Origin of the sequence: Pseudoalteromonas sp. SWXJZ10B, from assembly GCF_015864475.1 — a bacterium.
Lineage (GTDB): Bacteria > Pseudomonadota > Gammaproteobacteria > Enterobacterales > Alteromonadaceae > Pseudoalteromonas > Pseudoalteromonas arctica.
Genome location: NZ_JADYXD010000029.1, coordinates 1 through 13023, shown reverse-complemented (window position 1 = coordinate 13023; position 13023 = coordinate 1). Strand labels below are relative to the sequence as shown.

The following is a 13023-nucleotide window of genomic DNA, read 5'->3' as shown; positions in this document are numbered from 1 at the left end:
AAGTGCCCTGCTGTTATGTGCGGGCGCTTTACTTCCAACTAGCCTAATTGCAGGCGAATTGACCCAATATCAAGCTAACTACGATATTTTACGCAAAGGTAAAAATCATGGTGAGGCTGTTCGTGAGCTCAAAAAAATGGGCGACGATACTTATGAACTAACATACCACAGCAATATTGAGTGGATGATTTTCTCTGATTCTCGTGAAGAAACATCAAAGTTTACCTTTAAAGATGGCAAGGTTACCCCGCATCATTACAATATGATCCGCACCGGTACAGGCCCAGATAAAGATTATAAAATTGATTTTGACACAACAAACAAAGTAGTGACTAGCAGCGCTAGCGAATACCCACTTAAATGCGAATGGACTGATGACTTTCAGGATGCTATTTCGTACCAAGTGCAAGTGCGCGAAGGATTGAAAAAAGGCGAAACAAGCTTTTCATTCCCGCTTATTGATAAAAAAGGTAACCGACGCGACTACAACTTTGAAGTTGTTGAAAAAGAGATGATCTCCCTACCCATCGGTAATGTAGAAGCTATTAAAGTAAAGCGTTTATACGATAACGATAAACGCCAAGCAATTGCATGGTTTGCGCCAGAAATGGATTACATGCTGGTACGTATGTGGAAAGGCGAGAAAGGTATGGAGCAGTTTGAAGTTCAAATGAATTCTTTTACTGTTACTGCACCTACAGCTGTTGCGCCTGCTACAGCACAACAACCTCAAGAAGCTAACTAGCTTTAAATAAATCAGTAATAAAATAGGTGGGCTAAATTAGCTCACCCATTTTAAACAATGCAAATTCCCCCGGCTCCATTTTTTGCCAGCGCTCGTCATTAGTTAATGGCCTAGTGGCTATTACTGTTACTACATCGTTTGGTGTGGTCTCTTGTTGAAAATCAACCACCATGTCGGCATCAATCAACGTTGCTTTACCAAATGGCGCACGGCGCGTTATGTAATGTAAGTTATTAGTGCAATACGCTAAAACAAACACCCCATCGGTCAATAGCATATTAAACACCCCTTTTTCACGCAACGTATGCGAGAGCTTAGCCGCGTATCTAAAAACTGACGCCATATTACTTGGACGTTTTGGATATTTTTCGCGAATTTTATCAAGCAACCAACAAAAAGCGAGTTCGCTATCGGTGTTCCCCACAGGGCGATAATATTCTGTTTTTAAATCATGATAATTTGATAGTTGCCCGTTGTGTGCATAGGTGAGCTCGCGCCCCCACAACTCTCGTGTAAACGGATGGGTGTTCTCAAGGCACACTCTACCGCGGTTCCCTTGGCGAATATGGCTAATAACCGAGACACTTTTAATTGGGTATGCTTTAACGAGCTTTGCTATTTCAGATTGATAACTCGGCTCAGGATCTTTAAAGGTTCTACAGCCTTTACCTTCGTAAAACGTAATACCCCACCCATCTTTATGTGGGCCGGTATTTCCACCACGCTCTAAAAGGCCTGAAAAACTAAAACAAATATCGGTAGGCACGTTGGCTGACATGCCAAGTAATTCACACATTAATAAAATAACCCTTAAAAACCATACATTAAAAATAAATAGCGTTATATTTTTACATTAGGCGTACACTAATTTACAGCCCACTATAATTACTATACTTACTTAAAAAGTGTCATTTTGCTATTAGATTTATTTATTTTTACGTTAACAATACTTGCAGCTAACGCTTTGACTATACGATAGTAATTAAGCGTTCCTCTGTCGGGTAATTAAATATCGTATTTAAGTTACTTTCTACTACAATTTAACATCGTTATGTACTTGAAAATTACTGTTACTAGCGCTACTCTAAGTGAGGTGGTCTGACCTCTATTAAGGAATAAAAATGACACTCATATTTACACTGGTTTTAATCGCGTTGCTTTGCACTGCGATTTACCACAGAGCAAGTTGGAACACAGCACTTGGTGTTTCAGCTATAACTTTATTAATTGGTACCTTTGCGGGTGCTTTTGGTTTAATTAGCTGGTTGATCTTTTTGATCATCGCGGTTCCTCTTTCTGTTACTGGCATTCGTCAGCAATATATTATCAAGCCAATTTTTGCTATGTTTAAAAAAGTAACGCCAAGCATGTCTGATACTGAAAAATCAGCTATTGATGCCGGTACAACGTGGTGGGAAGCTGATTTATTTTGTGGTAACCCAGATTGGAAAAAACTTCATCAATACCCAGTTCCTAAACTTACTATTGAAGAGCAAGCCTTTGTTGATGGCCCTGTTGAAGTAGTATGTAGCATGTTGGACGATTGGGAAGCAACGCACGAACTAACCGACCTTCCTCAAGATGTATGGCAATATCTAAAAGATAATAAATTCTTTGCCATGATCATCAAAAAAGAATATGGCGGTTTAGAGTTTTCTGCATTTGCACAGTCATGTGTACTTCAAAAACTAACAAGTAAATCAACATTACTTTCGTCAATTGTTGGTGTACCGAACTCTTTAGGCCCAGGTGAATTATTACAGCACTATGGTACAAAAGAACAAAAAGATCATTACTTACCGCGCCTAGCGAGCGGTCAAGAAATTCCATGTTTTGCGTTAACTTCGCCAGAAGCGGGTTCTGATGCAAGCTCAATTCCTGACTACGGTGTGGTATGTAAAGGGCAATGGAATGGTGAAGAAGTTGTGGGTGTTAGTTTAACGTGGAATAAGCGTTACATTACACTTGCCCCAGTTGCTACCGTACTTGGTCTTGCGTTTAAGTTACAAGATCCAGATGGCTTAATTGGCGACAATAAAGAGCCAGGCATTACCTGTGCACTTATTCCAACGGATACGCCTGGAGTTGAAATTGGTCGTCGACATTTCCCGCTGAACGTACCATTTCAAAATGGTCCAACTCGCGGTAAAGACATTTTTGTACCACTTGATTACATTATTGGTGGTCCAGATATGGCTGGTCAAGGCTGGCGTATGCTGGTTGAATGTTTATCGGTTGGTCGTGCAATTACATTGCCGTCAAACTCTGCCGGTGGTATCAAAATGATTGCTATTGCGACAGGTGCGTATAGCCGCATTCGTCGTCAGTTCCGTTTACCTATTGGTAAAATGGAAGGTGTTGAAGAGTCACTAGCTAAATTAGCTGGTTACGCTTACAGCTCTGATGCTGCGGTTAGTATGTCTACGGGTGCGGTTGATTTAGGCGAAAAGCCATCGGTTGTTTCTGCCATTATTAAATACCACCTGACAGAGCAAATGCGCGATGCAACTATTCATGCAATGGATGTACTTGGCGGTAAGGGCATCATGCTTGGGCCAAATAACTATTTAGGTCGTGGCTATCAAGGTGCACCTATTGCCATTACCGTTGAAGGTGCAAACATCTTGACCCGTAATATGATTATTTATGGTCAAGGTGCAATTCGCTGTCATCCATTTGTACTAACAGAGCTTGGTGCATGTGAAATAGAAGACCGCGAAGAAGCGCTTAATGTATTTGATAAAGCGCTAATGGGTCACATTGGTTTTACTATGTCGAACCTTGTACGTACTAAATGGCTTGCTCTTACCGGCGCTCGTTTTACAAGTGTGCCGTACAACGACGAAACCGCTGAGTTTTACCGTATAGCGTCACGCTTTAGTGCATCACTTGCTCTTATGTCAGACATTAGCATGGCAGTATTTGGTGGTTCACTAAAACGTAAAGAACGTATTTCAGCACGTTTAGGTGACTTACTTAGTTACTTATACTTAGTGTCTGCAACGCTTAAGCGTTACAACGATGAAGGCCGTAAAAAAGAAGATTTTGCTCTAGTAAAATGGAGTTGCCAAGATCACCTTTACCATTGCCAACGTGCACTTGCTGATTTAATTAATAACATGCCTTCGGCTCCACTACGTGCCGTGTTAAAAGTATTGTTATTCCCGTTTGGTCGCCCGGTTCGTAAACCAACTGACCAACTTGAGCATAAACTTGCGCAACTACTACAAGTACCTAGTGAAACGCGTAACCGTTTAGCAAGCTATGTATACTTAACAAATGAGCCGCTTAACCTTGTAGGTCGTCAAGAGCAAACGCTTAAAGACGTACTTGCTGTTGAGCCATTATTTGACCGTGTATGCAAAGAAAAAGGTCTTAAACTGCCATTCTTCCAGCTTGATAAAGTAGCGCAAATGGGTCTTGAAGCCGGCATATTAAGCCAAGCAGAGGCTGATAAACTAGCTGCTGTTGAGCAATCTCGTTTAGATGTTATTAACGTTGATGACTTTGACCCTGCTGATTTACTTGCAGGCAAAGCCGCACGTAATAGCGTTAAAAAAGAAGCTGATGCCGCTTAATTAACTAAGTAAGCATTTGAATACTAAAAGCCAGCGCCTAATGCGCTGGCTTTTTTGTGTGTTTTTTACCAATTAGCTACTGCTTGAACTATAAATCCCACCACCACTTTAAAAAACTTACTTCCCAATCAGTAATAGAGCACATGCTTTGTAACACTTTATTATCTCATCTTTAAGCCCAAAACTTGCGTTTAAAAAACGTACGATCAACACTTGAAAACGCTAACTATATTCCAAGGACTGTATTAATGAATAAAACACTTAATTTTGGCGCACTGGCATGTGCAATCACACTTGCGTTGGCAGGCTGTAGCCAATCAAGCAATACAACTGATATTGGTAATAAATCAACCATAAAAGCACAAACAGCTGAAACATACAGCGCTAAAACTTTCTTTGATACTACATCAATTATGGGCAATAGTTTTGCACCAAGCGGTGATAAAGTTTTAGTAAGTAGCGATGAAAGCGGCATTTATAACCTGTATGAAATTGATATAAATACAGGCGATAAAACTCAACTCACTAATTTTAAAGACAGTACCTACCCTGTACGCTACTTCCCTAATGATGGACGCGCACTATTTACTAAAGATTCTGGCGGTAACGAGCGATACCACATTTATGTAAAACAACTTGATGGCTCAATGAAAGACTTAACACCGGGGGATGAAACACGAGCCAGCTTTGCTGGTTTTACAAAGGACGGCAGCCAATTTTTTATCACAAGTAATCAACGCGACGCCAAATTTATGGATTTATATAGCGTAGATAGTGACAACTATAAAGTGTCCTCGGTTTATCAAAATGAGCTCGGATTAGATGTCGGCGCCATTAGTCCTGATGGTCGCTTTATTGCTTTATCTAAAAATAATACGAATAGAGACAGTGATACTTACATTCTCGACACTTATAAAAAAACCCTCAAACCACAACTTATATCAAAGCACGACAATCCCGCACAATATACGCCTGAAACCTTCTCTGCTGATGGTAAATATTTATATTACTCTACAGACGCAAAAGGCGAGTTTTCGCAAGTGTGGCGCTATGAGTTAGCAACGGGTAACCATAGTACAGCTTTAGAAGATGACTGGGACGTGAACTTTATTTATTTTTCTAAATCTGGACGCTATCAGGTAAGTGGAGTAAATGCAGATGCCAGTACTAAAGTAACTATTTTAGATACTCGTACAGATAAAAACGTAGCTATGCCCACCCTACCCAATGGTAATTTACGCAGTGTAAACTTCTCAAGTGACGAGAAAACCATGGCGTTTTATTTAAACTCTGACACATCCCCAAGCAATTTATTTGTATGGCAAGTGGGTGATATTAGCGCCAAGCAATTAACTAATTCACTTAGCAAAGAAATAAATCAAAATGACTTGGTAGAAAGTACAATTGTACGCTTTAAAAGTTTTGATGGGTTAGAGATACCAGGTGTTCTGTATAAGCCTAAACAAGCGAGTAGTACAAATAAAGTAGCAGCACTAATTTGGGTGCATGGCGGCCCTGGTGGGCAAAGTCGCACTGGCTACAGTGCTGCGCAGCAACACTTAGTGAATCATGGCTATGCAATTTTTGCAGTTAATAATCGTGGTAGCTCAGGATATGGCAAAACCTTTTTTCACTTGGATGACAAAAAGCATGGCACTGATGACTTACAAGATATTGTGTACGGTAAAAAGCATCTTCAAAGCTTAGATTGGGTCGATAGTGACAAAATTGGCATTATGGGCGGTAGTTACGGCGGGTTTATGACTGCTGCTGCACTTGCTTTTGAGCCAGAAGAATTCAAAGTAGGTATTAATATTTTTGGGGTTACTAACTGGGTAAGAACGCTCAACTCTATTCCACCATGGTGGGAAAGTTTTAAAAAAGCCCTATACGATGAAATGGGCGACCCTGCAACAGACGGTGAGCGCCATCGTGCTATATCACCTTTATTTCATGCTAAAAACATTACAAAACCATTAATGGTGATCCAAGGTGCAAACGATCCGCGCGTTTTACAAGTAGAAAGTGATGAACTGGTTGCTGCGGTAAAAGCCAATGGCGTGCCTGTAGAGTATGTATTGTTTGACGATGAAGGCCACGGCTTTACTAAAAAAGAAAACCGTATCAGTGCTTCTAACGCTTATTTAAACTTTTTAGACACATACTTAAAGTAGCTATTTGGCTCACAAAGTAAAAATAAAAGGTCTGCGCTTGAATTAAAAAGTGCAGGCTTTTTTTATACTGGCCTAAAACCCTATTCCTACTTCATCGGGGTCAGAGCTGATAGCTGATAGCTGATAGCTGATAGCTGATAGCTGATAGCTGATAGCTGATAGCTGATAGCTGATAGCTGATAGCTGATAGCTGATAGCTGATAGCTGATAGCTGATAGCCGCAGAATGTTTTACTAAATTTTTTAATCAAGAATTTTATAAACTTATTATTGAGGAAATAACAAGTGGCGGAGTGGACGGGACTCGAACCCGCGACCCCCGGCGTGACAGGCCGGTATTCTAACCAACTGAACTACCACTCCATATTTTCGTTGCTGTTTAGGTCTCCCTGACAGCGGCGTGAATAATACGAACCAACCCCTATTTCGTCAAGGGCTTTTTTGTTTTTTTATAGGTTTTTTAGTCATCTGTCATCGAAAGGTTTAAAATTTCACCTGATTTGTCATTTTTTGAGCCATTTTTACCGACTTGATTTTTTTCTGTGTCGGCAGCATCACCCTCACTTGTTTTCTTTTTCTTTAAAAAAGGTAGCTTCACTTTAAATTTAATCGGCTTTTTCTGCACAAAAATACGAATTGCTAACCAACCTAGTAATAAAATGAGCGTATTGCAGCCTACAATTAAACTAATAATTGTAGATGTGGCCATTTTTTCTTCAACCGGTTCACTCTCAATCATTTTATCTGGGGTAATAATCGTTGCAGGATCAATTTCGGGCACTGCTTCTATAGGTCGTTCTATCTCAAATTTATACGTTGGTAGCGTTGCCATAAATTCGCGGCCATTAATATTAGTGCCAAAAACAGACAACTCAACGCTATACCTACCCCAATCATAATTCTTAACACTAAGCTGGCGTGAGTCTTTAGCTGCAGCATCTATAGTAAACATTTGCTCTTCGTTATTAGGGTAATAAATTTTTCCCTGAATGATGACTGTTTCTGGCTTAACAATATTGGGATCTATATTTATAGTCAGTAAATGATCGTCAGTGTCTTGCTCTGCTAACGCGACCTCGGTTACAAAAGGCGGTTCGTGCACTTCTATTGTATTTTGCACAATACGGCGCTGTAGCAGCGGAGTTGCAACGTAAAGCTCTGGTGTCCATTCACCTGCAGGAAAATCTAAAGTAAACTCGCCGGTAAACACACCATCTTTAGGACGCTCGTCAAATCCGCGTCCATCGTCTTTAAATTCAGCGACTTCTTGAGTGCCTGCGCCAAAGTTAGCAAAGCTTTCGTTGTTGGTGCTTACAAAGTCAACATTAAGGCTAACAACATCTCTAAATAAGTTTGTATTAATTGGCTCACCGTCATTGAGTATTTTACCAGTGATTTTTATTGTCTCCCCTCTAAACAACATTGAAGGAAGAGGCTCTGCCTCAAGAGATATTTCGCCTAATACAACTATTCTACTGTCGGGTAAAATACTGCCTATGACTTGCCAAGGACCTGCCATTGGTTTTTTTATGGTGACTAAATCGTAGCTGAGTTCGTCAAACCAATCTAAGTTAGGGTTTTTAACTGAGTCAGTAGCAAAGTACTTACTGCCATCGGGCCGCACTAAAATAACAGCAGGTGCGCCTGACTTTCTAAAAAAGAGCAGTGTTATTTCATCAATTTTGCTATCTATGCGAAAACGATTATCAAGTAAAGGGATCTCATTTTGATGCCCATCGCGCTTGAGCACTTCTACTTGTTTTACGCCATATGCATTGCCAGTAAATAAACTAGCTGCACATAACGCTGTTACAAAATACATCGTTTTCATTAAATCGCCTTATTCAGCGCGCCATATACATTGGCCGCCTTCTTTGTTTACAAGATCTAATCGTGCTTCGTGTGCGCTTTGCTCAGCGTCGCTTGCTCGCAGAACAACTAATGGGGCTCTATCACTATTTAAACGCTTTATACCGCCCTTCTGTTGCTCGCTGCCGTCATCTTTATTTTGATTCAAGTTTAGCTTTGTTTGACCGCCCGTCATGGCAAGGTAAACATCGGCTAAAATTTCAGAATCCAGTAGCGCGCCGTGAAGCGTTCGTTTACCGTTATCTACATCGTAACGACGACATAATGCATCAAGATTGTTCTTTTGACCTGGATGCAAGTCACGCGCCATTTTAAGCGTGTCGAGAACTTGACAAAAAGTATCTGTTTTAGGAAAGCCCTGATTAAGTAGCGCAAATTCGTTATCCATATGGCCTATATCGAACGGCGCGTTATGAATAACTAACTCTGCCCCTTCAATATAGTCGAAAAACTCTTGGGCAATTTGATGAAACAACGGTTTATCACGTAAAAATTCGTTAGTGATACCGTGAACGTCTATTGCTTCTTCTTCACTTGGCCGTTGTGGATTTATATAAACGTGAAAGTTATTGCCTGTTAAACGGCGATTTACTAACTCCACACACCCAATTTCTATAATACGGTGCCCTTGTTTAGGGTCTATGCCGGTGGTTTCTGTATCTAAAACTATTTGTCTACGTGCCATATCGAATTTAGCCTGATTCTGGTATCTTTCTATAATCACTTTATTGTACATAAGATCAAGGTAAAACAGTGCAAAAAACCGTAGAGATTTACACCGATGGCTCATGTTTAGGTAATCCAGGCCCCGGCGGTTATGGTATTTTTATGATTTATAACGGCCACGAAAAAGAAATGAGCCAAGGTTATAAACTCACAACGAATAACCGAATGGAAATGCTCGCGGCTATTGTAGCCCTAGAATCACTCACTCGAGAATGCGAAGTAAACCTAACAACCGATAGCCAATATGTTAAGCAAGGTATTGAATCGTGGATCACTAACTGGAAAAAACGTGGCTGGCTAACATCAGCTAAAAAGCCGGTTAAAAACGTCGATTTATGGAAACGCCTAGATAAAGCCTGTAGCGAGCACAATGTAACCTGGAAATGGGTTAAAGGGCATAGCGGCCATAAGTACAACGAAATAGTTGACGATTTAGCACGCGATGCCGCTGGCAGTAAAGATTTACTAGAAGATGTAGGCTATCAGCCTTAACGATTATTTTCTTGGTCGCACGTTTTGTAATGCTGCTTAGAGGTTTGTCTAAGCCCTGCCCCTTTTACTGGTGCAAACTGCGGCCTTGCATGCCACTTAGGTTTTATTGGCGTAAGTGGCGCAACTCTTTTTCGTGCCACCAGCATATAAACACTGCCCATCGGTTTTAAATACTGTTTAGCAAAGGTACGCCAAAACTCAAACCTTGATAGCCTATTACCTCTTGCCAGTGATGAATAAATAAAACGTTCATCACTTACAATTTCAAAACCCAATAAATTTAGCCAATCTTTAACCCGTGCGGGTGTAAAAAAGCGCCCCGTCCATGGTAATTTCTGACCACTAAAGGGCAACATTTGTGCAAGTCCGCACAAACTAAACGGATTAAAGCCAGTCACTACTATATAGCCACCCGGAATGAGCGTGCGATGCGCTTCGCGTAAAATATGGTGTGGGTCTGAATGATACTCTAAGCAGTGACTTAGTATGCAGGCATCAATACTGTGTTCGTAAAATGGCAATTCATCTATGTCAGCCACTACGCCTGTATAAGGCCCAGGCTCTGCAACACACACTTGATGTTTAATCGTACTTATACTTGTGTTTAATTCACCACTTAAATTACCCAATTTAAGCATATGATAGCCAAACATACGCGGCAGCCATTGCTCCATCTTTCGTTCGATGTCTGTGCGCAAATAATCCCCATGAGGAAACTGCTGCCACGACAGTGGTTTGGGTCCTTCTTGAAAACTAAGGGCTGGTTTCATTTTTTGAGCTCGTTATACTATGCGTTAACTGTCACTTTATAGAGCAATTTACCATGGTGCAAGTCAAAGCAATTAAAGCCTTTTCTGATAATTACATTTGGTGTTTAACTACCGATAACAGTAACCAAGCATGGGTAGTCGATCCTGGCCAAGCACAGAACGTATTAACGCATTTAGCTGAGCATAACCTAACGCTCGGAGGTATTTTAATTACGCATCATCACTACGATCATACCGATGGCGTAGCTGCATTAGTTGACGCTTATCCAAATATATTGGTTTATGGCCCTGCTAATAGCCCATTTAAAGGTATCACTCATTCACTTACTGATGGTCAGAGCATTAACGTACTTAATGTAAACTTTACTATTTTAGCAACTCCTGGGCACACGCTTGATCATATTTGTTATACAAATAATGAACTTGCTTTTACAGGCGATACATTGTTTAGCGGTGGCTGTGGGCGCTTATTTGAAGGCACGCCGGAGCAAATGTGGAAATCTTTTAATAAACTAAGAGAGCTGCCTGCAAGCTGTGTTGTGTATTGCACTCACGAATACACACAAGCTAACCTTGCTTTTGCAAAAGCAGTTGAACCACGTAATCCTGAGTTACTCGCGTACAGTAAAAAAGTAGATGAATTACGCAGTAATGATCAAATCTCATTACCTACCTCTATTGGACAAGAGCTAAAAATAAATCCATTTATGCGTAGCGACTTGCCAACCATTACAGAACTAGTCCCGGAGAAATTTATCTCGGTTACAAAAAACAATGAACCTTGGGGAAACTTTGCTAGTCTGAGACAGTTCAAAGACAATTTTTAAGACATAGGTTTAAAAATCAATTAGAATCATTAACTTAAATTAAAGTGATGATTCTATCCCTGCGTTTAAAAAAGTCATTAAGTGGCAATGTTAACTCATAACAGGTAGTATTCGCCGAGTTTTTTACCCGATGTATTGGTATTTATGAATAAATCTTCCCTATTAGTAGCCTTGGCGTTAGCGCTAAGTGGTTGTCAAACTATGACAACTCTAGACTCAGATTCTCAAGTCGCCACGCAAGCAAATCAACAACTCGAAGGCGCAAGTCCAAACGACATTAACAATGCATTGATGGTAAACGCACAATATCAACAAGTTGACCCTGACGAGCAAGAAGCCCCTGTATTTGACGATGTATGGGAGCGAATTCGCTACCAACTTTCTATCGAAATACCACAAAACCGCCCTGTTGTTACCGAGCGTAATTATTACGCTCGCCACCAAAGTTACTTAGATCGTATTTCTAAACGTGCAGAACCTTACTTACACTTTATTGTTGAAGAAGTAGAAAAACGCGAAATGCCAATAGAAATTGCCCTACTCCCTATTGTAGAAAGCGCATTTGACCCATTTGGTTATTCTAATCGCAGCGCATCGGGAATTTGGCAATTTATGCCAGCAACCGGTGAGCGATTCGATTTAAAACAAAACTGGTGGTATGACGGTCGTCGCGACATAGTGCAGTCGACTCGTGCAGCACTTGATTACTTGTCGTATTTACATAAAACACTTGACGGCGATTGGCTAAATGCAATTGCGGCTTACAACTCAGGTGAAGGGCGTTTAATGCGCGCGATTAAAAATAATCGTAAAAAGCATTTACCTACAGATTTTTGGTCTCTTGATTTACCAAGCGAAACAACAGCCTACGTACCAAAGTTATTAGCGCTTGCCGATTTATTAAAGCGCTCAGATGACTTTAACGTTACATGGCAACCAGTAATTAATGCACAAGTGGTTGAAGTGGTTGATGTAGGCTCTCAAATAGATTTAGCGCTTGCCGCTGACATGGCTGATATGACGCTTACAGAGCTATACAGATTAAACCCTGGTTTTAACCGCTGGGCAACTGATCCTAACGGACCACACTCTTTATTATTGCCCGTTGACAAAGCAGAGCAATTTAGCCAAAAACTAGCCAACACCGATGTTAAAAACAGATTACGCTGGCAACGTTATATTGTGGCTCGAGGTGACAGCTTATCAGTAATTGCCAAAAAGTTTACAACTAGCTCAAGTGCAATCCGATCGCTTAATAAACTCAAATCAAATACGATTAATGTAGGCCAAGAGTTATTAGTCCCGCTTACTGATGGCGCTATAAATAGCGAGCATTTACCAAAGCAGATGCGTTTAGCTGCTAATAAAGCAACTCGCACAAAGCTTTCGCACACAGTTAAAAGTGGCGACACGTTATGGGATATTAGCCGTGAATATGACGTAACTATGGATGAGTTAGCTAAATGGAATAAACTAAAGAAAAACTCTGTATTGCGCCTAAATCAAAAACTAACTGTGTATAAGTCAGCTAATAAACCACAAGCAACGGCAAGCACCAACCGTACTATTACATACAAAGTACGCCGTGGTGACTCACTTGCACGTATTGCGTCTAAGTTTAATCTAAGCGTTAACGAAATTATTAAGTGGAATAATTTAGCCGGTCAAAAATACTTACAACCTGGCCAAAAGCTAAAACTTAAAGTAGATGTCAGAAGTAGTTAATTTATAAAACTATATTAAAAGCAAAAAGGAGCGCATGCGCTTAATGCCGATCAGTTAAGAAAATGACCGGTTGACCGATCCAAACGATCATGCAAAATCCGTAGTTAGGAAACTAACT

At 40.5% G+C, this 13023-nt stretch carries 10 protein-coding genes and 1 tRNA gene; 6 read left to right on the top strand and 5 right to left on the bottom strand.

All coding sequences use genetic code 11. The features are described from left to right. Positions 1 to 10 precede the first annotated feature (10 nt). A complete protein-coding gene (locus tag I6F54_RS18275; RefSeq protein ID WP_165729317.1) occupies positions 11 to 745 on the top strand; it encodes a DUF3108 domain-containing protein in 735 nt (244 codons plus the stop codon). A 31-nt stretch (positions 746 to 776) separates the two neighbouring features. On the opposite strand, the gene I6F54_RS18270 is transcribed toward I6F54_RS18275, so the two are convergent. Further along, positions 777 to 1541: a class II glutamine amidotransferase gene (locus I6F54_RS18270; protein ID WP_165740353.1), complete on the bottom strand. Its 765-nt coding sequence runs from the start codon at positions 1539 to 1541 to the stop codon at positions 777 to 779. A gap of 325 nt (positions 1542 to 1866) precedes the next feature. Here I6F54_RS18270 and fadE point away from each other — a divergent pair, with 325 nt between their 5' ends. After that, positions 1867 to 4323, top strand: coding sequence for an acyl-CoA dehydrogenase FadE (gene fadE / locus I6F54_RS18265; protein ID WP_197142568.1), 2457 nt, complete (start codon positions 1867 to 1869; stop codon positions 4321 to 4323). Positions 4324 to 4571: 248 nt separating this feature from the next. Further along, on the top strand, positions 4572 to 6497 hold the full coding sequence (locus I6F54_RS18260; RefSeq protein ID WP_197142566.1) for a S9 family peptidase: 1926 nt from the start codon (positions 4572 to 4574) through the stop codon (positions 6495 to 6497). Between the two features lie 285 nt (positions 6498 to 6782). Here the strand turns inward: I6F54_RS18260 and I6F54_RS18255 are convergent. The 3 genes from I6F54_RS18255 to dnaQ form a co-directional block, all read right to left on the bottom strand. Further along, a tRNA-Asp gene (locus I6F54_RS18255) sits at positions 6783 to 6859 on the bottom strand. 97 nt (positions 6860 to 6956) lie between these two features. Next, positions 6957 to 8327: a TIGR03503 family protein gene (locus I6F54_RS18250; RefSeq protein WP_197142564.1), complete on the bottom strand. Its 1371-nt coding sequence runs from the start codon at positions 8325 to 8327 to the stop codon at positions 6957 to 6959. A 9-nt stretch (positions 8328 to 8336) separates the two neighbouring features. Beyond that, positions 8337 to 9050 (bottom strand): DNA polymerase III subunit epsilon, encoded by a 714-nt coding sequence (dnaQ, locus tag I6F54_RS18245; RefSeq protein WP_165728593.1) that lies wholly within the window; start codon positions 9048 to 9050, stop codon positions 8337 to 8339. 68 nt (positions 9051 to 9118) lie between these two features. Between dnaQ and rnhA the strand changes: the two genes are divergently transcribed. Beyond that, complete coding sequence (gene rnhA, locus I6F54_RS18240) at positions 9119 to 9583, top strand: ribonuclease HI (RefSeq protein ID WP_007378210.1); 465 nt, start codon at positions 9119 to 9121, stop codon at positions 9581 to 9583. On the opposite strand, the gene I6F54_RS18235 is transcribed toward rnhA, so the two are convergent. Continuing rightward, entirely contained in the window at positions 9580 to 10353 is a 774-nt protein-coding gene (locus I6F54_RS18235; protein WP_024593678.1) for a class I SAM-dependent methyltransferase, read from the bottom strand. The genes rnhA and I6F54_RS18235 overlap by 4 nt on opposite strands. Before the next feature lie 53 nt (positions 10354 to 10406). Between I6F54_RS18235 and gloB the strand changes: the two genes are divergently transcribed. Together gloB and I6F54_RS18225 are read left to right on the top strand one after the other, a co-directional pair. Next, positions 10407 to 11180 carry a hydroxyacylglutathione hydrolase gene (gloB, locus tag I6F54_RS18230; protein WP_197142562.1) on the top strand — a complete coding sequence of 258 codons (774 nt, stop codon included), beginning with the start codon at positions 10407 to 10409 and terminating at the stop codon, positions 11178 to 11180. 144 nt (positions 11181 to 11324) lie between these two features. Next, a complete protein-coding gene (locus I6F54_RS18225; protein WP_197142560.1) occupies positions 11325 to 12905 on the top strand; it encodes a LysM peptidoglycan-binding domain-containing protein in 1581 nt (526 codons plus the stop codon). The last annotated feature ends 118 nt before the right edge of the window (positions 12906 to 13023 follow it).